Here is a 23987-nt window from a genome sequence, read left to right as displayed (position 1 = left end):
AATTAGTATAAATACTGAATACGGTTGTTTTGCTGGATCAGTCAGGCGCACCGCCTGTCTGATCCATTTTATTTAGAGTTAGTGGTGATCCTGCTAACGGGAGTGAATGATGTTAAGTGTTTTTGATTTATTTAAAATTGGTATTGGTCCATCGAGTTCTCATACAGTGGGGCCGATGGTTGCGGCAAAAACGTTTGTTGATGATCTGCTCGCGCAGGGAAAAATGCTGCAAGTGCGTCGGGTTTCCGTTGATTTTTATGGTTCTTTAGCTTTAACGGGTGAGGGGCATGGCTCTGTTAGTGCTGCTTTGGTTGGCTTGGAGGGTGATACCCCTAAATTTGTTGAGCCCGAACGGGTTGGCTTGCGTTTCAAACAGCTAACAGAGCATGATGCCCAATTGTTGATCGCGGGAACGCACCCGATTGCGTTCGATTTTCAGCGTGACGTTCAGTTGCATAAACATTTGTTTTTAAAGCAGCATTCAAACGGTATACGTTTTCGTGCTTTTGATGCCGATGATGTTGAATTAGCCAATAATGTCTTCTTTTCGATTGGTGGTGGTTTTGTAGTGAGCGAAGCCGAGTTTGGTCAGACACGTGAATCCACGCCGGTGCCGTTTCCATTTCAAAATGCCGCTGATTTATTGGCGCATTGCCGTGCTCAAGGCAAGTCCATCGCTCAGATTATGATGGCCAATGAGTTGGCGACGCAGTCTGAATCAACCATCCGTACGCAGTTATTAGAGATTGCCAATGTGATGCAACAGTGCATTCATAATGGTTGCACGCGTGAGGGTGAGCTGCCGGGCGGTTATCACGTAAAACGTCGCGCACCGGGGATTTTCCGCAAAATGGTTGGCATGCAGCTAACGGGTCGAGCTGACTTTATGCTGTGGCCAATGATTTATGCGATTGCGGTTTCTGAAGAAAACGCCAGTGGCGGACGCATTGTCACCGCTCCGACCAATGGTGCAGCAGGGATTATTCCCGCAGTATTGCAGTACTATCGCAATTTTACGCCTAATGCCAATGAAGCTGGTGTGGTGGACTTTTTGCTAACGGCCGCGGCGATTGGCATGTTGTATAAAATGAATGCGTCTATTTCTGGCGCTGAAGTCGGCTGTCAAGGTGAAGTCGGCGTGGCTTGTTCAATGGCAGCGGGTGCATATTGTGCGGTGCTCGGTGGTACTTTAGAACAAGTTGAAAATGCCGCTGAAATTGGTATGGAACATCATCTTGGATTAACGTGTGATCCAGTTGGTGGTTTGGTGCAAATTTCCATGTGTAGAACGCAATGGCGTTGCTGCTGAAAAAGCAATTAAAGTCGCACAATTGGCGCTGATGGAAAATGGCGAGCACAAGGTGAGCCTGGACGAAGTCATTGCGACGATGTACCGCACGGGCATGGATATGCATAATATCTATAAGGAAACATCCCTGGGTGGTTTGGCGTTGACGGTGGGTGTACCTGCTTGTTAACTGAATAAACGAGAGGCGAGCACATGCAAAAAGTGCTGATGGTTTGTACTGGCAATATTTGTCGCAGCCCAACTGCGGATGGTGTGTTGCGACATAAAGTGCTGGCGCAGCATTTGGCGGGGCAAATTGAAGTCGATTCTGCTGGAACGCAAAGTTATCATGTGGGTGAGGCTCCCGATCGACGGGCGCAAAAACATGCTTTGCGCCGTGGTTATGATTTGTCAGCTTTACGGGCCAGGCAAGTGAGTGCCATGGATTTTGCTGAATATGATTTGATCTTAGCTATGGATAAAAGTCACCTAGCTTACTTGAAACAGCATTGCCCCGTTACCCATCAACACAAACTGCGTTTATTTATGACTTTTGCGACTCAATCGAGCGAACGTGAGGTGCCTGATCCTTATTACGGTGGGGATGCTGGTTTTGAGTTGGTGCTTGATTTGATTGAAGATGCTTGCGACGGGATTTTGCAATCTCTGCGCTAGCGGGTAAACCCCGATTTGCACTTAGGGCATAAAAAGCATTAAAATGCCGCCTTACCCTTCGGGGGAGTAGTCGCCTGTCTGAGTTTAGGTCTATTGCCTAATCGTTTGAGCAGGGTCTGTGTCAACATATTTGCAGCTGAACGCATGGCATAGATAGCGAGCTTTTTGCTTCGCCTGACGAGACCTGAAGTTATTGTCGTGTATTCCTGGATGGGCTACGCGCAATGACTTCTCGTTTCTGCCCGTCCGGAGTGCTGTTTATGTTTGATACGTTGTTAGTTTCAACTGGCGTAGTGGCTATTGCCGAAATGGGCGATAAAACACAATTACTATCGTTGATTCTTGCTGCCCGTTTTCGTCGGCCGTTGCCGATTGTGGCGGGCATTTTTGTTGCAACTGTTTTGAATCACTTTGCTGCTGCATGGATAGGGCAACAGGTGGCCGGTTTGATTTCTGCTGAGATTTTGCGCTGGATTGTCGGACTTGGTTTCTTGGCGATTGCTGCGTGGGCTTTGGTGCCCGATAAAATCAGCGAAGAAGAATCACAAGTAAAACCATACGGGGCTTTTGTTGCGACAACAATAGCGTTCTTTTTTGCCGAAATTGGTGATAAAACGCAAATCGCAACGGTCGCGCTGGCTTTAAAGTACACCCCATTGTGGCAGGTGGTTATGGGAACAACGATAGGAATGATGCTAGCCAATGTGCCCGCAGTGTATTTGGGTAGTTGGATTGCCGCTCGAATGCACTTATTGCAAATGATTCGATTTGTTGCGGCTGGCGTCTTTGCGATTCTTGGTGTCTTGGCCTTGATGGGTGTTGCGGGTTAAAAATGTAGTAGAAAGAGAAGGCGAGCCTTGTGCTCGCTTTTGTTATTCGTTAATTAAAAAACATCTCAGGGAGTAGGTATGCTGGAGTCTTTCTTTAAGCTAAAAGAAAACGGTACCGATGTAAGAACCGAAGTTATCGCAGGTTTCACTACATTTTTAACGATGGCTTACATCGTCTTTGTTAATCCGTCGATCTTAGCTAAAACTGGGATGGATTTTAATTCAGTGTTTGTCGCGACCTGTTTAGCCGCAGCATTGGGTACTGCAATTATGGCTTTAGTAGCCAATTATCCTATCGCACTTGCACCAGGTATGGGCTTAAATGCCTATTTCACCTATACCGTGGTTTTGGGTATGGGGGTTTCTTGGCAGGTAGCACTAGGGGCCGTATTTATCTCTGGGGTAATTTTTCTTTGCGTTTCACTCTTTAAAGTCCGTGAAGCGATCGTAAATGCGATTCCACATTCGCTTAAATTGGCGATTTCTGCCGGTGTTGGTATGTTTTTGGCGATTGTTGCGCTGAAAAACGCGGGTGTGGTGACAGGTTCACCTGCTACTTTGGTTACGTTGGGTGATATTCATGCGCCGCAAACACTGCTGGCGATTTTTGGCTTCTTTTTGATCGTTGCTTTGGAATACCGCAAGGTGCATGGCTCGATTATTATTTCAATTTTGGCAGTAACTTTAATATCAATTGGCATGGGCCTGTCTGAATTTAAAGGCGTATTTTCTGCTCCGCCGTCAATGGCCCCAACGTTCATGCAAATGGATTTAATGGGCGCATTAGATGTGGCCTTGTTGGGCGTGGTGTTTGTGTTGTTCTTTGTCGATTTGTTCGATACCACCGGTACTTTAGTGGGTGTTTCGCACCGCGCTGGTTTGTTAGATAAAGATGGCAAGTTGCCACGCTTGAAAAAAGCCTTGCTGGCTGATTCAGTTGCAATTACTGCCGGTGCTGTGATGGGTACTTCTTCAAGTACCGCTTATGTTGAGTCTGCCGCAGGCACTTCAGTTGGTGGCCGCACTGGTTTGACTTCTTTGGTTGTTGCGATTCTATTTTTATTGGCGTTATGGTTTTCGCCTTTGGCCGCCACAGTGCCAGCCTATGCAACAGCGCCAGCTCTGTGTTATGTCGCCGTATTAATGACACGTGGTTTGGCTGAGATTGAATGGGATGATTTAACTGAGTCAGCACCGGCAGTCATGACCGCGCTGGCCATGCCATTTACCTTCTCAATTGCTGATGGTATTGCATTTGGCTTTATCAGCTATGCTGTGATTAAACTGTTGGCAGGCCGTTATAAAGACCTGAGTGCTGCAGTTTTGATTATTGCTGCGTTGTGGGTTGTTAAAATTTGCCTTTTTCCATTAAGCGAGCGTTCGGATGAATAAATCCATTAGCAATAACGCATTACCTAATGCGAACTATATCCGTGATCGAATCCGAACTGTGGCCGACTGGCCGCAGGCTGGGGTTATGTTTCGCGATATCACGCCCTTATTGCAAGATAAGAAAACTTTTCGTCTGTTAGTGGATATTTTTGTCCATCGCTACATGGATCAAAAGTTAGATGTCGTCGCTGGAATAGATGCACGTGGATTTATTTTGGGTGCAGTCGTCGCTTATGAGCTCAACCTCGGTTTTGTTCCTATTCGTAAAAAAGGCAAGCTGCCATTTGATACGATTGCCGAAGAGTATGAGCTGGAGTATGGCTCAGCGACCGTGGAATTACATGCGGATGCATGTCAAGCTGGTGATCGCGTGCTACTGATCGATGATTTGGTCGCAACCGGTGGCACCATGATTGCCGCAGCAAACCTGTTGAAACGGCTAGGTGCTGAAGTTGTTGAAGCTGCTAGCCATTGTTGATTTGCCAGAGTTAGGCGGCTCAAAATTGGTGAGAGATCAACATATTGAACTATTTACAGTTTGTGATTTCTCTGGGCATTAAATAAAGGCACTAACATTATTCATAGCAAGGTGCTGATCAATTCATTGAAATAGCTTGTTGAGCTTGAATTGATTCACCTTTGTATTATGTGTGGTGTTGTAAGTGTAATGAAACAAATAAAGGATTTATCGTGACGATGCAATTACCTGAAGCTAGAACTATTCTTGATAATGCGGACTGCCTGCATAATGAAGCTGAGGTTCAAGCTGCGTTAGACCAAATGGGTGAGGCCATGTGCGCCACATTGGCTCATACCAATCCCATTGTCTATACCGTACTCAATGGCGGCTTGATTGTGTCGGGACATTTATTGCCTCGTCTACGTTTTCCGCTTGAAATTTCATACATGCATGCCACACGCTATCGCAATGAAACGAGTGGTGGCGAGCTCGATTGGAAAGTAAAACCCCGCGAAGATTTGCGTGGTCGAACGGTCATTATTGTTGATGATATTCTCGATGAGGGTCATACCTTGGCCGCTATTGTTGAATATTGCAAGCAACAAGGAGCCAGTGCGGTGCACGTTGCGGTGTTGATTGATAAAAAACACGATCGCAAAGCACCAGGGATTAAGGCAGACTTTGTTGGTCTTGAAGTAGAAGATCGCTTCTTGTTTGGCTGTGGTATGGATTATCAGGGTTACTGGCGTAATACTTTAGCGATTTATGCGGTAAAAGGGCTGTAATACCGCATTGGTGCGTGTTGCAGCCATGGAGACATCATGGGCAACAGCACCGATATCGTTGTTAAGCATTATCGACAAATTTTGATTTGGCCATTGCAATTAATGCCTTTGCCCGAGATAAAGGGGCGAAGTCGTGCGATGGGACGTCACTGGGAAGTGATGTCGGCAATGTCTGTTGCTGGCTCGCCTTGGCAACCCAGACCCACGGAATTTGATGGCGACCCGGCGGAGTTTAAAGAACGGCACTATCGAGAATTTGTCACTTTTTTGCCATATGTACAGCGTTTTTTGTACGGGGAAGGGCGTAGTGAGGCGGGGGATGCGGCTAATTACGGGCACTCGCCCATGCACGTTTTTCGGCGTAAAGATATTCAACAGGTCTTAATGGTCTTTAAAGATGGTAAAACACATCATTTTAAAAGTAATCCATTTAGACCTGTATTTTTTTTACGATCTGGATATCGTTATTTTGGCGCTGGAATTGGGTGGTGACAATTTATCGTTAAGACGGGTGCAAGATGCCATGTTTCGTTTTGGTCGTACCTTTCCCGCCCAGTGGGATGAAAACGAAACTGCAGCGAGTTGTATGCGCAAAGTGGCTTGGCTCGACGCGGCAGGCGAAGTGATTGCCTCAAGTGATTACGAGGATCGAACGGGTTATTTGCAGCATATGGGGCAGTTTTGCGCCCCCAAAATGGCGTCCCATTGGGAATATTTGCTTAGCCCTTTGGTGATGCACCATTCTAATGCGGTGGGCGATTTACGTTACCGACAAATTGAATACCATCGAATGCCGATGTTGGCCTACCTGTCATTCGAGAACCCTTTTGCGCTGTCGGACGAAGACTTTTATCGGCTAGGTACGGTCAGTCGACCGAGCGACATGGATGCGCTGCCTTTTTCTAGCAAGGTGTTTGCGGCTTTCGAAGCTGATTGCTGCTACGATCGATTTTGGATTCCAGAAAATAACAGTCCCATGGCCTCAACGCGGTTGATGTGTAATGGTCACGCTTTTGTGATGGTGGGTATGGCGGGCAATCCATTCTTTGTTGATCCTTATACTGGCTCTCTCGGGCAATTTCGGCATCAATATTTTTTGTTGACACTGATCGCCCACTTTCACAAAGCTTCGTTATTGATGTTTTCTGATCGTCTGGCGGTGGCGCTGGCCAAGCTTAATGTGCAAGATGAAATCTCAATTCGCAATTTTAAACGTGAAACGCGGCTGCTTCAGGCCGCTTTTTTGCGTTTCACCCAGCGGTATTGGTTTCGCGAAGTTTCCAATCAAGCCATTAGTAGTCAATTATTTTTGATGCTCAAGCGCCATCTAGATACCGAGACCTTATATTCCGATGTACGTGAGTCGGTGCAAGCAATGAGTCAATACCTTGAAAATGAAGACTTACGTCGACAAGCCGATACCGTTGTGCGCTTGACCGTGGTGACTATTTTAGGCTTGGTGGGTACGACAATCACTGGTTTTTTAGGGATGAATCTATTTGCTTTAGCGGAAGAAAGTGGCTGGAGTCGCGTGTGGTATTTCATTGGCGTGAGTATTCCAATTACGATTTTAATTTTATTTGCCGTGGCTAAATCAAAAAGCCTGTCTGAGTTTTTGGATGTGTTATCTGATGATCGGATTCTTTGGTTAAGTAAACTCAAGCAGTTTCTGCATATAAAAAAACGCTCATGAAAATAATGCATGCTGGTGTGAGTAGATGTTTTTTTGTTGATTGGACTGCTGTAAGTTGCTCATGTCGTGGTAGAATTGCGCATCTTTTAACGATGAATACGGATGCGTTAACTCATGTTCTCTAAGTCTCAAACCATTGCCCAGTATGATCCTGATCTCGCCGCTGCTATGGCGGCCGAAGTTGTTCGTCAGCACGAACACATCGAGCTGATCGCATCGGAAAACTACACTAGCCCAGCAGTGATGGAGGCTCAAGGCTCGCAACTGACTAATAAATACGCCGAAGGTTATCCTGGTAAGCGTTTTTATGGTGGCTGTGAATACGTTGACGTCATCGAACAACTTGCCATTGATCGTGTAAAAGCATTGTTTGGCGCTGAATACGCCAATGTGCAGCCGCATTCTGGCTCGCAAGCCAATCAAGCCGTGTATTTTTCTATCTTGAAACCAGGCGATACCATCATGGGTATGAATCTGGGTCATGGTGGTCATTTGACGCATGGTTCGCCAGCCAATTTATCGGGTAAATTATTCAATATCGTGGCTTACGGCTTGAATGAAAACGAAGAAATCGATTACGACGATATGGAGCGCGTTGCGCTAGAAACCAAACCAAAATTGTTAATCGGTGGTGCATCAGCCTACGCACTGCGCTTTGACTGGGCGCGCATGCGTGAAATCGCCGACAAAGTTGGTGCTTACTTTATGGTCGATATGGCGCATTACGCCGGTTTGATCGCTGCAGGCGTTTATCCAAATCCAGTGCCGCACGCTCACTTTGTTACGTCGACTACGCACAAAACATTGCGTGGCCCACGTGGCGGCATTATCTTGGCGAAAGCTGAGTTTGAAAAAATCAATCAATTCTAATGTGTTCCCAACACTGCAAGGTGGCCCGCTAATGCACGTAATCGCCGGTAAAGCGATTGCGTTTAAAGAAGCGGCAACAGAAGAATTCAAAACATACCAGAAACAAGTGTTGCTCAATGCGCAAGCCATGGCAGCAACTTTGGCTGAACGTGGTTTGCGGATTATTTCTGGCCGTACCGAATCGCACGTATTCTTGGTTGACTTGCGCCCTAAAGGCTTAACTGGTAAAGCTGCCGATGCCGTTTTGGGTAAAGCTCACATTACCGTCAATAAAAATGCGATCCCAAATGATCCAGAAAGCCCGTTTGTCACTTCGGGGATTCGTATCGGCGCACCTGCCATTACCACTCGTGGCTTTAAAGAAGCAGAAGCCATTCAAGTCGCGCATTTAATTGCAGATGTATTAGATAATCCAAATGATGAAGCTAATTTGGCCGCTGTCGCCGAAAAAGTAAAAGCATTAACTGCGCGTTTCCCAGTTTACGAAGTATAATTTTACGCAATTAAAAAAGGTGGTGCACCTGCACCACCTTTTTGCATTTTGTCGTGTTAGTTTGAGGTATATTAATCCAAGGCAGCTGTCAGTTGACTTGGATTAATATACCAAGCGTATTACTACCAATGTACCTTGGCTTGACTGTTCAATATGAAATGAACAGCTTAAGATGCTCTTTATTCGTTCTTTTTAGGTTTTCGTGCTATGAAATGCCCATTTTGCGGTTCACCCGACACTCAAGTCGTGGATTCTCGCGTTTCTGACGAAGGGGATACGGTACGTCGTCGTCGTCGCTGTGCGATTTGCGATAAGCGTTTCACCACCTTTGAAACTGCTGAAGTGCGTATGCCGCAAGTAGTGAAGCAAACCGGTCAGCGTGTTGAATTTGAAAGAGAAAAAATTCGCACTAGTTTTATGCGCGCTTTACACAAACGCCCGGTGCCGACCCCTTTGGTTGATGAAGCCATTTCCCGAATTATTCAAAAAGTACTGACTGTTGGCGAGCGAGAAATTATGTCGCGACAGATTGGTGAAATGGTGATTGCCGAGCTGGCCAAGCTCGATAAAGTCGCCTATATCCGCTTTGCCTCCGTATATCGCTCATTTCAAGACGTTGAAGATTTTCGCGACGTCATTCGTGAAGTCAGCAAGGAATAAGCATGGCCTGGCGTTCGATCGACTACTTTATGATGACCCAGGCGTTGCATCAGGCGAAATTGGGCCAAAACAACACCTCGCCCAATCCAAGTGTTGGCTGTGTTCTGACTAAAAATGATCAAATATTAAGCATGGGGCATACCCAAGCCGCAGGTGGCGCGCACGCAGAAGTGATGGCACTGCGTGCAGCGGGCCATGCTGCGCAAGGCGCCACTGCATATGTCACTTTAGAGCCATGCAGCCACTTTGGAAAAACCCCACCCTGCGCGGATGCACTGATTGCTGCTGGTGTTACTCGAGTGGTTGCCGCATTATTGGACCCGAATCCGCTGGTTTCCGGGCAAGGTTTACGCCGACTGGCCGAGCATGGCATTGTCGTTGAACATGGTTTAATGGCTGCCGAGGCATTGGCGCATCATCAAGGTTTTTTTAGCCGAATGATGCGGCAACGACCCTGGCTGCGTTGTAAAGTTGCCGCGAGTTTGGACGGACAGATTGCGCTAGAGGCAATGGGCAATCGCAATGGATTACGGGTGCTGCAGCACGTGCCGATGTACAGCGAATCCGTGCGCGCTCATGTGCGATGATCACCGGTGTTTCAACGATTTTGCATGATGATCCACAGCTGAATGTGCGTGACTTTTCGGTTGAACGGCAACCGATTAAAGTAATTTTAGATAGCCAAATGCGCACCCCCGTCTCGGCTAAAATCCTACAGCAAGGCCACGTTTTGATTGTCGCGGCGCAAGAGACGGAGCGCCGCTTGGCTTTGGAAGCCGCAGGCGCACAAGTAATTTTGTGTCCTGACCAATCTGGTACTCGTATTGATTTGGCCGCATTATGTGGCGTATTGGCAGCACGCGGATGCAATGAAGTCACACTTGAAGCTGGTGGCACTTTAGTCGGCGCTTTTTTTGCAGCAGGCTTGATTGACGAATTGTGGCTGTATCAAGCGCCGGTATTGCTGGGGCAGGGGCAGGCGATGGCGCAGTTTTCCTTAAGTGATTTAAGTCAAAAACAAGTCCCAACGCATATTGCTCGACGTATGGTGGGCGATGATCAGCGCATTATTATGCGTTTTACTGACCCCGCAACCGATTGGCTAGGAAAATGAAAATGAATTCAAAACCCATCATTGTTTGCCCTGATTGCGGCAAGGAAATTGAAGTGTTAAAAGCGTGTGGCGCGAGTAACTTTTTTTGCAATCATTGCAATGAATTGAAGTCGTCACAGCGCGTCAAGGCAGCCAATCCGATTGTCTTTCCCGCTCAACCGGAAAAATAAGGACGTTTATGTTTACAGGCATTATTCAAGCGATCGGCCAAATTGAAGCCGTTTCGCCTTTTGATGGCGGCGTACGCTTAACCATCGATGCGGGTGATTTAGATTTATCTAATGTTGGTTTAGGGGACAGTATTGCCCACAATGGCGCATGTATGACCGTTGTCGAGCAAATACCCAGTGGTAAATATCTAATCGACGTTTCAGATGAGTCTTTGCGTTGTACTGCAGGATTAGATGCTGTTGGCCCAGTTAATTTAGAAAAAGCCATGCGCTTGGGCGATATGCTTGGCGGTCATTTGGTTTCAGGGCATGTGGATGGTGTTGGGATAGTACGTAGTTTTGATCCAGTGGGTGATAGCCGCGAATTAATTATTCTGGCGCCGGCGGTTTTAGCCAAATATTTAGCCGTAAAGGGCTCAGTGGTCGTCAATGGCGTTTCGTTAACGACCAACTGGATCCGTGACGTGAACGATGGCTGTGAGTTTTCAATTAACTTAATCCCACATACACTGTCAGTCACAACGCTAGGGGCGATTGAGCCAGGTCAGCGGGTCAATTTAGAAATTGATTTAATCGCTCGCTATGTTGAACGTATGGTTTCTTTGGAGTCAAAATCATGAGCCAGATCGCACCTGTTAATGAAATTATTGCCGAATTAAAAGCTGGTCGCATGGTGGTTTTGGTCGACGAAGAAGACCGCGAAAACGAAGGTGATTTGGTGTTGGCCGCCGATTTTGTGACACCAGAAGCCATTAATTTTATGGCTAAATTTGGTCGTGGCTTAATTTGCTTAACGTTGGATCAAACGCGTTGCCAGCAACTTAATTTACCAACAATGGTAAAAAACAATGGCTCGTCGTTTGGCACCAACTTTACTGCCTCAATCGAAGCGGCTGAAGGGGTCACGACCGGCATTTCAGCGCATGATCGTGCTCTGACGATCCAAAAAGCCGTTGCTTTTGGTGCCAAAGCCAGTGATTTAGTTTCGCCTGGCCATGTGTTCCCCATTATGGCGCAACCGGGTGGTGTTTTGGTGCGTGCAGGACACACCGAGGCCGGTTGTGATTTAGCAATGATGGCGGGTTTAACCCCAGCATCGGTGATTTGCGAAATCATGAATGAAGACGGCACCATGGCCCGTTTGCCAGAATTGCTTGAATTCGCGAAAACGCATCAACTCAAGATTGGTACTATTGCCGACCTCATTCATTACCGTAGTCAAACAGAATCACTGGTCGAATGTGTGGGTCGGCGTATGATTCGCACCTTGGCCGGCGAGTTTGAATTGGCGGTTTATCGCGACAAACTCACCGCCGCAACGCACTTAGCGTTAATCAAAGGTCAACCAGCAGTCGATCGTGAGGTTCTGGTTCGGGTGCATGAGCCATTATCGGTGATGGATTGGATTGATCTAGACTCATCTGCGCACTCTTGGTCGATTGAAGCCACCTTGAATGCCATCTCCGCCGCAGGTGAAGGCGTGGTGATTTTATTGCATCGCACCGAACTGGGCTCCGATTTACTAGGTCGAGCGCTACCGGAGTTGAAGCTAAATCCACCGCAAAAATGGGATTTACGCACCTATGGTATCGGTGCACAGATGCTAAAAGATCTTGGCGTTGGCCGTATGCGCCTGATGTCGCCGGAGCGTAAAATTCCGAGCATGATGGGATTTGGATTAGAAATTACGGGCTTTGTAGCCCTAGAAGGAAAATGAGAATGTCAAAAAATATTCCAACAATTGCACCCGTTTTATCTGGCGCGGGATTGCGAATTGGCGTGGTAATGAGTCGATTTAATACCCCGGTTTGTGAAGGCCTACGTGATGTTTGCCTGACTGAGTTATTAGCGCTTGGCGTGGCAGAGCAAGACATTGTGCTGTGCTCGGTAGCTGGCGCATTAGAAATTCCTGTCGTGTTACAAACCATGGCAGAAAGCGATCGTTTTGATGGCTTGATTGCACTTGGCGCAGTCATTCGAGGCGACACCTATCATTTTGAATTGGTGGCCAATGAGTCAGGCGCTGGGGTAACTCGCGTGGGCTTGGATTTTGGAATCGCGATTGCGAATGCCATCTTAACCACCGACACAGATGAACAAGCAGAAATTCGTATCAAAGAAAAGGGCCGTGATGCGGCTCGCACTGTCGTGGAAACGGCTAATTTAATTAAGGCATTACAAGTATGACTGAAGCCATCGTAGCACCTCGTCCAAAACCAAAATCGGCTCGTCGCCGTGCGCGTGAATTTGCCGTTCAAGGGACTTACCAATGGCTAATGACGCGGGATACGGTCAATAATATTGATCTTTTTATTCACAACAGCACTTCTTATTTTAACAAGTGCGATGAAGCCTTGTACCGTGGCATTTTGTTTGGCGTGATTAAAGATGCCGGCGCTTTAACCAAAGCACTTGAGCCACACGTTGAGCGCCCATTGGAAGAAGTCAGCATCGTAGAAATGGCGATTTTATATACTGGCGCTTTCGAAATTATTTCAATGCCAGAAACACCATATCCGGTCATTATCAATGAGTCGATTGAATTGGCCAAAACATTCGGTGGTTCAGATGGTCATCGTTTTGTGAATGGTGTACTCGACAAATTGGCAGCATTAGTACGTGCCGATGAGTTTGCGGCGGCTGCTGCAAAACGTCGTTAATTATCAATTCCCTTAACTGCCCAGTTGATTGGGCAGGGTTAAATGTTGTGAATGAATTCGATTTAATCGCTAAATATTTTACCCGCCCAGCGGTCAATGCCGATTTAGGTATTGGTGATGATGCCGCATTAATGTCGATCTCCGCTCAGCATCAATTGGCCATTTCGGTGGACATGCTGGTCGCGGGTCGGCATTTTTTTGCTGATGCCGATCCTGAACGGTTAGGGCACAAATGCTTGGCCGTTAATTTATCTGACATGGCGGCAATGGGGGCTAAACCGACGTGGTTTACGCTGTCGCTGGCCTTGCCAGCCATGGACGAAGCTTGGTTGGCGGCATTTAGTCGTGGATTATTTGCCTTAGCCGATCAGCATGCAGTGTCTTTGGTCGGCGGCGACACGACTAAAGGTCCATTAACCATTTCAATTCAAATTGCCGGCGAGATTCCAAGCGGGCAAGCTTTACTACGTAGCGGCGCTCAAATCGGCGACGACGTTTGGGTGTCGGGTCCTTTGGGTGCCGCCGCTGCCGCAGTCATGCATCGTACGGGTCGCGTCGCTTTTGCCACCCGATATTGTCCAGCGCTGTGATTTACGCTTAGATCAACCTACGCCACGGCTGGCTCTGGGTATGGCATTACGCGGTATCGCAAACTCAGCTTTGGATTTGTCGGATGGCATTCTGGGTGATTTGGCGCATATTTGTGAGCAATCAAAATGTGCCGCACGACTTCATATTGATTTAATGCCTTATGCGGAAGAGCTAAAAGAACTCTCCCCAGCGCTGTCTTTAGAGGCCATACTTGCGGGTGGCGATGATTATGAGCTTTGCTTTACGGCATCGCCATTGCATCGGCAGGCCATCTTAGCCCTTGGGCAAAGTTTGGCGACGCCTTTGTATCGGGTCGGGGAAATAATCTCCCATCAGCCGCAATCGCCGTTAGTGCAAGTATTAGATGCATCAGGGGGCGTCATTGCGACCCCGTTTACTGGTTTTGACCACTTTAAATGAAAAAACAACCTCAGATTGCAGTCAATCTGCGCTTTCTTTTGGCGCATCCAGCACATTTTATTGCGCTGGGCTTTGGTAGTGGTTTAGCTAAAGTTGCACCGGGCACATGGGGCACTTTGGCGGCACTGCCTTTATTTGCGCTCTTACAGTATTTTTTTTACGCCGCTGACCATCGCGCTGCTGTGTATTTCCGCTTTCATTATTGGTACTTGGGCTGCAGAGCTGACAGGTCGCAATTTGGGGGTGAGTGATTATGGCGGCATTGTGATCGATGAAATCGTCGCCATGTGGCTGGTTCTTTGCATTGCGCCGCCGACGGTATTGGCTTGGGTGTTGGCTTTTGTCTTGTTTCGTGTGTTTGATATTCTGAAACCTTGGCCAATTCGCTGGCTGGATCAGTATGTTAAAGGCGGATTTGGCGTCATGATCGACGATATCTTGGCGGCTGTTTTTGCCATGATTCCGCTGTATTTGCTTCGTGCTTATTTATGATCGATTCGCCTGCTGATTTACCCGAATTGAACGAGGCGCAACTGCAAAGAGCGGCCTTGCTCGATACTGTACGCCTTTTGCCCGATTTGCCCGGCGTTTATCGTTATATCGCTACCGATGGTACGGTGTTATATGTCGGTAAGGCTAAAAGCCTAAAAAAGCGGGTGTCGTCCTATTTTCAAAAAAATGATCAAAGTCCTCGAATTCGCTTAATGTTGGCGCAAGTGGCGACGGTTGAGACGACGGTGGTGCGTTCTGAAGCCGAAGCCCTCGTGCTAGAAAACAATTTAATTAAAGCCTTAAGTCCTCGTTACAATATTTTGTTTCGGGATGACAAGTCTTATCCCTATGTAATGCTCAGTGGTCATGCCAGCCCACGGCTGGCGTATTATCGCGGTAGCTTAGACAAAAAAAACACCTATTTTGGCCCGTTTCCCAATGGCTATGTGGTCAAAGAAAGCATTCAGTTACTGCAAAAAGTCTTTTTGCTGCGCACCTGTGAAGACTCCGTTTTTGCCAATCGCTCTCGCCCTTGTTTATTACACCAAATCAAACGCTGTTCAGCCCCTTGTGTCGGTTTGATTACGCCTGAAGCTTATCGACAAGACGTGCATAACGCAGTGTTGTTTTTGTCCGGCAAAGAAAACGAAGTTCTCAATACCCTTGAAGAAAAAATGCAAGTGCTGGCAACAGAATGGCAATTTGAAGCCGCCGCCGCAGTGCGTGATCAAATCCAAGCATTGTCACAAGTACAAGAGCGGCAGTTTGTTTCGTCCAATACCAGTGAAATGGACGTCGATATTGTGGCCTGTGTTGAAAGTGAGGGGATGTTGTGTGTCAATCTGGCGATGGTCAGAGGCGGACGTCATGTTGGGGACAAAAATTTATTTCCTAGCCATGCCGATGACTACACGCCTGCCGCAGCGATTCATGCATTTTTAGCCCAGCATTATCTAGACCGAATTACCCCCACGATGATTTTATGCTCGCCAGAGCCCGATGAATGCGAGGTTTTGGCTGAGCTATTAAGCGCGCAGGCTGCGAGGAAAGTACTGCTTAATGTCAACCCCAATGGTGAGCGACGTATTTGGCTAGAGATGGCTAAACGCAATGCTGAGCTGGCTATACTACAGAAAAAAGGCCAGCAAGCCGATCAGGCGAGCCGCTTGGCGGCCTTGATTGAAGCGCTGGGTTTGCCGGAGGAGACGCAACGTTTAGAGTGCTTTGATATTTCGCATACTTTAGGTGAGGCGACTGTGGCATCGTGTGTGGTTTATGATCGACAAGCGATGCAACCGAAGGAGTATCGACGCTACAACATTGGCACCGATAACTCGGGTACAGCCAAAGATGGCTTTGCTTTAATTACGCCCGGTGACGATTATGCAGCAATGCGCCAAGTCTTGTTACGCCGTTACGAGAAGGTCGCTGCAGGTGAAGGCGTGATGCCGGATGTGATTTTGATTGATGGCGGAAAAGGGCAGTTGGGCATTGCGATTGAGGTGATGAATGAAATTGGCTTGACTACGCCATGGCTGGTTGGCGTGGCCAAAGGCGAAACGCGCAAAGCCGGTTTAGAGCAATTGATCGTGCCCAAGTCAGGAAACACGGTACAATTACGCCGCGACCATCCTGGCTTACATCTGATTCAGCAAATTCGGGATGAAGCACATCGCTTTGCCATTACCGGGCATCGCGCTCGGCGCGGTAAGGCCAGACTCGCTTCAACGCTTGAAGACGTTGAAGGCGTTGGCCCCAAACGCCGGCAAAAATTGCTGGCCCGCTTTGGTGGTTTGCAAGGAGTAAAAGCTGCAAGTGTCGATGAGTTAGTGCAAGTTGATGGCATTAACCAAGCGCTTGCTGAGAAAATTCACGCTGCTTTGCGCGGCTAATAAAGTGTCCTAATGCCATTTAATTTACCTATTTTTCTGACTTGGTTGCGCGTTGCGCTCATTCCCGTTTTTGTCGGGGTTTTTTCTTTGCCGTACGCTGAATATCCTTTGGCTTGGCAAAATATGGTCGGCGCTAGCCTATTTATGCTAGCGGCAGTGACCGATTGGTTTGATGGCTTTTTAGCGCGGCGCTGGAATCAAACCTCACAGTTTGGTGCTTTTTTGGATCCGGTGGCCGACAAATTGATGGTTGCTGCGGCACTAATCTTATTGGTGCAGCTCGACCGCACTGAGAGCTGGCTGGCGGTGATTATTATTGGTCGCGAAATCACCATTTCGGCCTTGCGCGAATGGATGGCGCAATTGGGGAAGGCGAAAAGTGTTGCGGTGAATTTGATTGGCAAACTTAAAACCACAGCGCAAATGATCGCGATTGTGTTGTTGCTTTGGTCTGAGCCGCTGATTCCGGGCGTATCGACGCAGCTATTGGGCACTTTGGCCTTATATATTGCCGCTATCCTCACCATTTGGTCGATGTTTTATTATCTACGTGTCGCTGCGGAGCAATTTCGCGAGCATGGATAAGTCAACTGCGGCGTTATCTCGTATCGTCAACGTTTAACGCCGTATAACTGACATCTAAGGGTATTGATCGCTAATTACCTGTATTACTCCTCTCTATTTATATACCCCATCTAAGACATGCAAAAGTCAAAAGCATTACTGCTGATCGCCGGGTTTTATTTTTGTTATTTTGCTTTTAACGGCCTGTTCTCTCCGTATTGGGGCTTGTATCTTGCCGAGCTGTCGTTTCCTGCATGGCAAATTGGCATTCTGACGTCTCTGACGCAAATCAATCGAATTTATGCACCAGCCCTATGGGGCTGGTTAGCCGATCGCAGTGGGCAACGGCAAAAAATATTACGGCTGGCGGGCGTGATGGGCTTGGTTTTTTTCTTGCCGCTACTGTTGACGCATTCGTTCTGGCCTTTATTGATTTCGGTGTGGATCGCGAGTTTTTTCTGGAGCTCGGCACTCCCCTTGGTTGAGGCGACGAGCATGACTTTGCTCGCCGGCAATAGCGGGGCATATGCGCGACTACGCGTCTGGGGCTCAATTGGTTTTGTCGTTGCCGCTTTGCTGGCAGGCTATTTGATCGAAGCTTTTCGGTGTTGGCGTGTTGCCAATGGCTGTAGTTTCCGTGATGGCCGGGCTGGCTATGTATTCTTTTTACGTGCCCGAAGCGCCTGCTCTGGTTAAAAATCAGCTAGCCAACGTGAAATTTTTTGATGTTTTAGCCAAAACAGAAGTTAAAGCCTTATTGTTAGTGTGTTTTTTAATGGCGCTGGCCCATGGGGCTTATTACAGTTTTTATTCCATTTATATGGTGGAGCACGGTTATAGCAAGCGAGTTGTTGCTTGGTTATGGACTTTGGGGGTGATTGCTGAGATTGCGGTTTTTTGGTTGATGCCGTCGATTACGCAGCGCTTTAGCCTTAAAAAGATATTTTTATGGGGTTTGTTGCTGGCAGTATTGCGCTTTATGCTCATTGGTTTGGCAGCTGACTTTATTGTGCTGTTAATTGTGGCGCAATTGGCGCATGGCTTCACTTTTGGTAGCCATCATGCCGTGACGATGAGTTATATTCATCGTCATTTTTCTGGCGCGCATCAAGCCAAAGGGCAGGCATTAAATATTGCCGTGTCATTTGGTCTTGGTGGTAGCTTAGGTGGTATTTTGGCTGGCTTGCTGTGGCCGCAAGGCGGGGCGATGGTGTTTATGCTATCCGCTTGCATGGCGTTATTGGGGTTTGGTGTGGCTTGGGTCGGCATCAATAAAAATAATACTTAATTTGCGCTTTATGGTTGCTTAGGCTTGATTTTGCCAAGCACCAAGGCGTTAAATTCAATCCTAGCATTGAGTGTTTAATATTCAATGCATAGAGGTATTGCCAGTGAGTGCTTACTGAGCATAGCCTCGCTTTAAATACATCAGTGTGAGGCTTGCATGATTATTGTGATGAAGTTCAATGCCAGTGAGGCTGAGGTTGCAGCAGTCATTGCCTATATACGCAGCGCCGGTTTGACTGAACATGTTTCGCGGGGTGCGGAACTCGTGATTATTGGTGCCATTGGTGACGAAGACGCGCTCAATGCCGCGCGTTTTGAAATGCTACCGGGCGTTGATCGGGTATCCCGCGTGACCAAGCAATACCGTATCGTCGCACGCGATACGCACCCAGCGGGCTCGGTGGTTAAAATCCGTGGCATTCCTTTGGGTGGCCAGCAAATTCAAGTCTTTGTCGGCAGCAGTTCAATTGAAAATACCGCGCAAATGAGCGCTTTGGCGCAAGGCATTGTCGATTTGGCTTGTCCGTTTTTATGGGGCGACATTGCTCAAACGCTCGATGGCCCTTATCAATTACAAGGCACTGAGCACGACAATTTATCTTTGCTGCAATCAGTGGCAAGTCAGTTTAAATTGCCCTTTGCTGCTGAATTAGTTGATTTGCAAATGCTCGATGACTTGATGGCGCACGATGTGGATTTGATTCAAGTGGGCGCAGGGCAAATGCAAAACCGGATTTTATTAAAAGAATTAGGCCGGATTAATAAGCCAATTTTATTGCGACGCGGTCATGCTGCAACACTGGCAGAATGGCTGATGGCAGCGGAATATATTGCGGCCGGTGGCAATCATCATATTGTTTTTTGTGAACATGGCGCGCGCGCCCTGGGGAGTGAAGTGCGCAATGTATTGGACGTGGCAACGATTGCATGGCTAAAGCAAGAAACCCATTTGCCCGTGGTGGTCGATGCCAGTAGTGCCGCGGGCAAGTCTTGGTTGGTGCCACCGTTGGCGCAGGCGGCAGTGGCCGCAGGTGCCGATGGCATCTGGTTGGATGTGCACCCTAATCCAAACGCCGCTTGGCGCAATGCAGATCAGTCGCTTGATTTGTGCCAATTAACGACTTTGATGTTGACCTTGCGCGCAATCGCTCCCGCGCTCAATCGCACGATTTAAACTTTGGCGTTTTTATATTATGCAGGCAGTAAAAAAATTGGTTTTACTAGGGACGGGTTTGATTTCTGGCTCGTTTGCCTTGGCATTAAAACGCGCCCGTTTGGTTGAACACGTGGTTGGCGTTGGCCGAAATCTAGACAATCTTCAGCGTGCGCTCGATTTAAATGTGGTTGATGCCATCAGTGACGATGCAGCGCATGCGGTTGTCGGCGCCGATTTGGTTTTTATTGGCACCCCAGTTGGACAAATGGGCGCTTTAATGCAAAAAATTGCACCTCATTTATCTGCCGATTGTATCGTCACTGATGGTGGCTCTACCAAGCAAGATGTCGCTGCTTTATATCAAGCCTATTTACCGCAGCAGTTGGCATACTGCATACCGGGCCATCCGATTGCAGGTTCAGATTTGTCGGGTGCGGCGGCGGCGCAATTTGGTTTGTATGAAGGGCGCCGCGTGGTATTAACGCCGTTACCTGAATCGGATGCTGTGGTGATTGAACAAGTCCGCAATTGGTGGCTGGCCTGTGGCGCTCAGGTGTACCAAATGAGTGCTTTGGCGCATGATGAAATTTTTTCTTCAGTTAGCCATGTGCCGCATTTGCTGTCGTTTGCGTATATGAATTCAGTACTGGATCGCTACAATGCGGCTGAATGCTTGGATTTTGCTGCCAGTGGTTTTCGCGACTTTACTCGCATTGCCGGTTCGCATCCGGATATGTGGCGTGATATTGCGCTGGCCAATCAAAGTGCCATTTTGAATGATTTACGCGCCAATATGCAGCAATTGCAGTCTTTAATCGAGTTGGTTGAATCGAGCGACGGTGTCGCTTTAACCAATTACATTCAACGTGCAAGCTTGGCTCGAATTGAGTGGGGCAAGCCGTTAAAGGGTAAAAAATGACTTATCAAGCAGCAGAGAATCGTTACGCCTCAATGCCTTATCGCCGCTGCGGTCATAGTGGCCTGAAGTTGCCGGCAATTTCTTTGGGTTTGTGGCATAACTTTGGCGATAACAAGCCCTTTGATAATAGTCGGGCGATGTTGTTACGCGCTTTTGATTTGGGGATTACGCATTTTGATTTGGCCAACAATTATGGCCCACGTCCCGGTGCTGCCGAAGAAACCTTTGGTCGTGTTTTTAAAGCAAGATTTACGCGCTTATCGTGACGAAATGATTGTAAGTACTAAGGCGGGCTGGGAGATGTGGCCTGGCCCTTATGGTGAATGGGGTAGTCGCAAATATTTAATGGCGAGTTTGGATCAGAGCTTGCAGCGTATGGGCTTAGATTATGTCGACATTTTTTATTCGCATCGACCCGACCCCGAAACGCCTATGGCAGAAACCATGGGCGCGTTAGATGCCATCGTTCGTCAAGGCAAAGCGCTTTATGTCGGCATTTCATCTTATTCGCCAGCGCAAACTTTAGAAGCCGCCAGTATTTTAAAAAGCGCTGGGTACACCTTGCCTAATTCATCAGCCTAAATACTCAATGTTCGAGCGTGAAATTGAACAAGGATTAACGCAAGTGCTCAGTGAGTCAGGAATGGGCAGCATTGCATTTTGTCCTTTAGCGCAGGGATTGTTAACCAGTAGATATTTAAATGACATTCCTGCTGATTCTAGGGCTGCTGCGCTCGGACAATCATTTTTTAAATGGCGATGCGGTTATGCCACGCCTTGCCCAGTTGCGCCAATTGAATGCCTTAGCCTTGCAGCGCGGACAAACCTTGGCGCAAATGGCTTTGGCATGGGCATTACTTACGGTCACTTCCGTCATTATTGGCGCAAGTCGTGTTTCGCAGTTGGAAGAAAACGTCGGTGCGATTACGAATTTGGCTTTTTCAGCGGCTGAATTGCAGGAAATCGAGCGCATTTTAGCGTCGACGTAAGGTGTGGCGAGTCCGTATAATTAAAAAACCAGCGTGTTCATCGCTGGTTTTTTAATTTAAGGAACAATATGAATCATTTTCCAGTGATTGCAATTGATGGCCCATCCGCATCAGGCAAGGGTACGGTCGCGCAAAAGGTCGCCAATCTACTTGGTTTTGCTTATCTTGATTCGGGTGCTTTGTATCGGTTAACCGCATTGGCCGCGCAACGCGCTGGATTGTTGTGGACTGATGAGGCGGCAGTGGCTGAGTTGGCGGCGAAACTGGATGTGGTCTTTGTTGGTGAGTCTATTTTATTGTCTGGCGACGATGTCTCAGTCGAGATTCGCTCAGAGTGGATTGGCTCTGGCGCTTCCCAAGTCGCGGCCTTACCTGCTGTCCGCGTGGCCTTATTGCAAAGACAGCGCGAATTTTCTAGCGAAGAGGGCTTGGTTGCCGATGGGCGGGATATGGCTTCTGTTGTTTTTCCTGCGGCACAATTAAAAATCTTTTTATCCGCAAGCCCTGAAGTTCGTGCAGAGCGCCGATTTAAACAATTAATCGCGCGTGGCGAGTCGGCTGATTTGGCAGTGATTACTGCTGATTTGCAAGCCAGAGATGAACGAGATCGTTTGCGTAGTGTCGCTCCACTAGTTCAAGCGGCAGATGCTTACTTATTAGAAACGTCCAATTTATCGATTGAAGCAGCAGTCAATCAAGTCTTGCTTTGGTGGCATGATAAATCGACTAAAACGCTCTAAGCACTTTGATAGAGCAAGAAGATTTCCGTATAATCGCCAGATTCGTTTTTGGCATGTGCTGATTTTGAATGCTCGCCCTATATTCATGGGGCGGGATTGATTAACTAACCTGCTGGTGTATTCCACACTAGCTAATGGAATTTTCCACTAAATATGACTATTGATACTATGGAAGCTTTGCCGCCCTATTTGAGGAAAGCTTAACCCGTCAAGAAATGCGTTCGGGTGAAGTGATTACTGCTGAAGTGGTCGGTATCGACAACAACTTCGTAACTGTGAATGCAGGTTTGAAGTCTGAATCGCTGATCCCGTTGGAAGAGTTCAAAAACGACAACGGCGAAATCGACGTTAAGATCGGTGATTTTGTTCCTGTTGCGATCGACAGCCTTGAAAATGGTTACGGCGAAACTAAGCTTTCTCGCGAAAAGGCCAAGCGCCTCGCGTCTTGGATCGAGTTGGAAGACTGCCTCGAACGCGGCGAGATCATGTCTGGCGTTATTTCTGGCAAAGTAAAAGGCGGTTTGACTGTTATGGTCAACGGCTTGCGCGCTTTCTTGCCAGGTTCATTGGTTGACATTCGTCCGGTTAAAGATACCACGCCGTACGAAGGTAAAATGGTTGAGTTTAAAGTTATTAAACTTGATCGTAAACGCAACAACGTCGTTGTTTCACGTCGTGCAGTCCTCGAAGACTCACTAGGTGAAGAACGTCAGAAATTGCTAGAAACCTTGAAAGAAGGTTCGATTGTTAAGGGTATTGTTAAAAATATCACTGACTACGGCGCGTTCGTTGATCTTGGCGGTATTGATGGCTTGCTCCACATTACTGACTTGGCATGGCGTCGTGTTAAGCACCCATCTGAAGTATTGGCAGTGGGCGATGAACTTGAAGCTAAAGTTCTCAAGTTCGATCAAGACAAAAACCGTGTATCTCTTGGCTTGAAACAATTGGGCGAAGACCCATGGGTGGGTCTGTCACGTCGTTACCCATCGGGCACTCGCATGTTCGGTAAAGTAACTAACTTGACTGACTACGGTTCATTCGTTGAAATCGAACAAGGCATTGAAGGTCTGGTTCACGTTTCTGAAATGGATTGGACTAATAAGAACGTTCACCCATCTAAAGTTGTTTCTTTAGGTGATGAAGTTGAAGTAATGATCTTGGATATCGACGAAGACAAACGTCGTATCAGCCTCGGCATGAAACAATGCATGGCTAATCCATGGGATGATTTCGCAGAAAACTTCAAGAAAGGCGACAAACTGAAAGGCGCGATCAAATCGATCACTGACTTCGGTGTGTTTGTTGGCTTGGCTGGCGGTATCGACGGCTTGGTTCACTTGTCTGACTTGTCTTGGCACGTTGCTGGTGAAGAAGCCGTTCGCAACTTCAAGAAAGGCGACGAAGTTGAAGCAATGGTTCTTTCTATTGATGTTGAAAAAGAGCGCATTAGCCTCGGCATCAAACAAATGGAAGGTGATCCATTTAACAACTACGTTTCTACGTCTGACAAAGGCGCGATCGTTAAGGGTACTGTTAAATCACTCGACGCTAAAGGCGCAACAATTGCCTTGTCGGATGATGTAGAAGGCTACTTGCGTTCGACTGAAGTTTCGCGTGACCGTGTTGAAGATATCCGCACTGTTCTGAAAGAAGGCGATGAAGTTGAAGCTGTCATCATCAATGTTGACCGCAAAAACCGTTCGATCAACTTGTCAATCAAAGCGAAAGATCAAGCTGAACAAAGCGAAGCAATGAGCAAATTGTCTTCTAGCGATGACAATGCAGGCACGACTAACCTCGGCGCATTGTTAAAAGCTAAATTGTCAGGCTCTGCTGAGTAAGGG

The 23987-nt window shown here is 47.5% G+C and carries 27 protein-coding genes and 5 pseudogenes; all 32 read left to right on the top strand.

Annotated elements, in window-relative coordinates:
* Window positions 1-109 precede the first annotated feature (109 nt).
* Window positions 110-1478: pseudogene (locus GKO28_RS17685) on the top strand (L-serine ammonia-lyase).
* Between the two features lie 23 nt (window positions 1479-1501).
* Complete coding sequence (locus tag GKO28_RS17680) at window positions 1502-1963, top strand: low molecular weight protein-tyrosine-phosphatase (RefSeq protein WP_182077258.1); 462 nt, start codon at window positions 1502-1504, stop codon at window positions 1961-1963.
* Window positions 1964-2223: 260 nt separating this feature from the next.
* A complete protein-coding gene (locus GKO28_RS17675) occupies window positions 2224-2793 on the top strand; it encodes a TMEM165/GDT1 family protein (protein WP_182077257.1) in 570 nt (189 codons plus the stop codon).
* Between the two features lie 78 nt (window positions 2794-2871).
* Complete coding sequence (locus GKO28_RS17670) at window positions 2872-4185, top strand: NCS2 family permease (RefSeq protein ID WP_182077256.1); 1314 nt, start codon at window positions 2872-2874, stop codon at window positions 4183-4185.
* Window positions 4178-4745, top strand: a pseudogene (locus GKO28_RS17665) (adenine phosphoribosyltransferase). Before GKO28_RS17670 ends, GKO28_RS17665 begins: the two are co-directional and overlap by 8 nt.
* 136 nt (window positions 4746-4881) lie before the next feature.
* A complete protein-coding gene (locus GKO28_RS17660) occupies window positions 4882-5430 on the top strand; it encodes a hypoxanthine-guanine phosphoribosyltransferase (RefSeq protein ID WP_203564326.1) in 549 nt (182 codons plus the stop codon).
* A gap of 36 nt (window positions 5431-5466) precedes the next feature.
* On the top strand, window positions 5467-5922 hold the full coding sequence (locus tag GKO28_RS20645; RefSeq protein WP_247646627.1) for a hypothetical protein: 456 nt from the start codon (window positions 5467-5469) through the stop codon (window positions 5920-5922).
* Entirely contained in the window at window positions 5828-7123 is a 1296-nt protein-coding gene (locus tag GKO28_RS17655; protein WP_247646626.1) for a CorA family divalent cation transporter, read from the top strand. Before GKO28_RS20645 ends, GKO28_RS17655 begins: the two co-directional genes overlap by 95 nt.
* Before the next feature lie 114 nt (window positions 7124-7237).
* Window positions 7238-8486: pseudogene (gene glyA / locus GKO28_RS17650) on the top strand (serine hydroxymethyltransferase).
* A gap of 207 nt (window positions 8487-8693) precedes the next feature.
* Entirely contained in the window at window positions 8694-9146 is a 453-nt protein-coding gene (nrdR, locus tag GKO28_RS17645; RefSeq protein WP_173534120.1) for a transcriptional regulator NrdR, read from the top strand.
* Between the two features lie 2 nt (window positions 9147-9148).
* A complete protein-coding gene (gene ribD / locus GKO28_RS20640) occupies window positions 9149-9733 on the top strand; it encodes a bifunctional diaminohydroxyphosphoribosylaminopyrimidine deaminase/5-amino-6-(5-phosphoribosylamino)uracil reductase RibD (RefSeq protein ID WP_307839062.1) in 585 nt (194 codons plus the stop codon).
* A complete protein-coding gene (locus tag GKO28_RS20635; protein ID WP_307839125.1) occupies window positions 9673-10260 on the top strand; it encodes a RibD family protein in 588 nt (195 codons plus the stop codon). The genes ribD and GKO28_RS20635 overlap by 61 nt, the downstream gene beginning before the upstream one ends.
* Window positions 10257-10430, top strand: a complete 174-nt coding sequence (locus GKO28_RS23065) for a zinc-ribbon domain-containing protein (RefSeq protein ID WP_173534122.1) — start codon at window positions 10257-10259, stop codon at window positions 10428-10430. Before GKO28_RS20635 ends, GKO28_RS23065 begins: the two co-directional genes overlap by 4 nt.
* 8 nt (window positions 10431-10438) lie before the next feature.
* Entirely contained in the window at window positions 10439-11050 is a 612-nt protein-coding gene (locus GKO28_RS17630; RefSeq protein WP_182077255.1) for a riboflavin synthase, read from the top strand.
* Window positions 11047-12147, top strand: a complete 1101-nt coding sequence (gene ribBA / locus GKO28_RS17625; RefSeq protein ID WP_182077254.1) for a bifunctional 3,4-dihydroxy-2-butanone-4-phosphate synthase/GTP cyclohydrolase II — start codon at window positions 11047-11049, stop codon at window positions 12145-12147. Before GKO28_RS17630 ends, ribBA begins: the two co-directional genes overlap by 4 nt.
* Before the next feature lie 2 nt (window positions 12148-12149).
* Window positions 12150-12617: a 6,7-dimethyl-8-ribityllumazine synthase gene (gene ribH, locus GKO28_RS17620; RefSeq protein WP_173534125.1), complete on the top strand. Its 468-nt coding sequence runs from the start codon at window positions 12150-12152 to the stop codon at window positions 12615-12617.
* The gene (gene nusB, locus GKO28_RS17615; protein ID WP_173534126.1) at window positions 12614-13090 is read left to right on the top strand and encodes a transcription antitermination factor NusB; all 477 of its coding nucleotides are present in this window, start codon (window positions 12614-12616) and stop codon (window positions 13088-13090) included. Before ribH ends, nusB begins: the two co-directional genes overlap by 4 nt.
* Window positions 13091-13137: 47 nt before the next feature.
* On the top strand, window positions 13138-13680 hold the full coding sequence (gene thiL, locus GKO28_RS20630) for a thiamine-phosphate kinase (protein ID WP_307839061.1): 543 nt from the start codon (window positions 13138-13140) through the stop codon (window positions 13678-13680).
* Entirely contained in the window at window positions 13652-14101 is a 450-nt protein-coding gene (locus tag GKO28_RS20625) for a thiamine-monophosphate kinase (RefSeq protein WP_247646625.1), read from the top strand. The genes thiL and GKO28_RS20625 overlap by 29 nt, the downstream gene beginning before the upstream one ends.
* Before the next feature lie 135 nt (window positions 14102-14236).
* The gene (locus GKO28_RS17605) at window positions 14237-14593 is read left to right on the top strand and encodes a phosphatidylglycerophosphatase A (RefSeq protein ID WP_307839060.1); all 357 of its coding nucleotides are present in this window, start codon (window positions 14237-14239) and stop codon (window positions 14591-14593) included.
* Window positions 14590-16485: an excinuclease ABC subunit UvrC gene (uvrC, locus tag GKO28_RS17600; RefSeq protein WP_182077253.1), complete on the top strand. Its 1896-nt coding sequence runs from the start codon at window positions 14590-14592 to the stop codon at window positions 16483-16485. The genes GKO28_RS17605 and uvrC overlap by 4 nt, the downstream gene beginning before the upstream one ends.
* 12 nt (window positions 16486-16497) lie before the next feature.
* Complete coding sequence (pgsA, locus tag GKO28_RS17595) at window positions 16498-17070, top strand: CDP-diacylglycerol--glycerol-3-phosphate 3-phosphatidyltransferase (protein ID WP_173534130.1); 573 nt, start codon at window positions 16498-16500, stop codon at window positions 17068-17070.
* Between the two features lie 117 nt (window positions 17071-17187).
* Window positions 17188-17745, top strand: a complete 558-nt coding sequence (locus tag GKO28_RS22030; protein ID WP_182077252.1) for an MFS transporter — start codon at window positions 17188-17190, stop codon at window positions 17743-17745.
* The gene (locus GKO28_RS22025; RefSeq protein ID WP_182077251.1) at window positions 17672-18337 is read left to right on the top strand and encodes an MFS transporter; all 666 of its coding nucleotides are present in this window, start codon (window positions 17672-17674) and stop codon (window positions 18335-18337) included. The genes GKO28_RS22030 and GKO28_RS22025 overlap by 74 nt, the downstream gene beginning before the upstream one ends.
* A gap of 156 nt (window positions 18338-18493) precedes the next feature.
* Complete coding sequence (locus GKO28_RS17580; protein ID WP_182077250.1) at window positions 18494-19510, top strand: N-acetylneuraminate synthase family protein; 1017 nt, start codon at window positions 18494-18496, stop codon at window positions 19508-19510.
* Window positions 19511-19529: 19 nt separating this feature from the next.
* On the top strand, window positions 19530-20411 hold the full coding sequence (locus GKO28_RS17575; RefSeq protein WP_182077249.1) for a prephenate dehydrogenase/arogenate dehydrogenase family protein: 882 nt from the start codon (window positions 19530-19532) through the stop codon (window positions 20409-20411).
* Window positions 20408-20677, top strand: a complete 270-nt coding sequence (locus GKO28_RS22020) for an aldo/keto reductase (RefSeq protein ID WP_282099366.1) — start codon at window positions 20408-20410, stop codon at window positions 20675-20677. Before GKO28_RS17575 ends, GKO28_RS22020 begins: the two co-directional genes overlap by 4 nt.
* A 4-nt stretch (window positions 20678-20681) precedes the next feature.
* Window positions 20682-20993: an aldo/keto reductase gene (locus GKO28_RS22015; RefSeq protein WP_282099365.1), complete on the top strand. Its 312-nt coding sequence runs from the start codon at window positions 20682-20684 to the stop codon at window positions 20991-20993.
* A gap of 7 nt (window positions 20994-21000) precedes the next feature.
* Window positions 21001-21078, top strand: a pseudogene (locus GKO28_RS22010) (hypothetical protein); the annotation flags it as partial.
* Between the two features lie 34 nt (window positions 21079-21112).
* Window positions 21113-21400 carry an aldo/keto reductase gene (locus GKO28_RS22005; protein WP_282099364.1) on the top strand — a complete coding sequence of 96 codons (288 nt, stop codon included), beginning with the start codon at window positions 21113-21115 and terminating at the stop codon, window positions 21398-21400.
* Between the two features lie 68 nt (window positions 21401-21468).
* Window positions 21469-22140 (top strand): (d)CMP kinase, encoded by a 672-nt coding sequence (cmk, locus tag GKO28_RS17565; RefSeq protein ID WP_182077248.1) that lies wholly within the window; start codon window positions 21469-21471, stop codon window positions 22138-22140.
* A gap of 173 nt (window positions 22141-22313) precedes the next feature.
* Window positions 22314-23984, top strand: a pseudogene (gene rpsA / locus GKO28_RS17560) (30S ribosomal protein S1); the annotation flags it as partial.
* Window positions 23985-23987 lie beyond the last annotated feature (3 nt).

The sequence above is a fragment of the Deefgea sp. CFH1-16 genome (assembly GCF_016881365.1).
Taxonomy (GTDB): Bacteria; Pseudomonadota; Gammaproteobacteria; order Burkholderiales; family Chitinibacteraceae; genus Deefgea.
The sequence above is the reverse complement of the archived record's forward strand: the minus strand, read 5'-3'. Positions and strand labels throughout refer to the sequence as shown.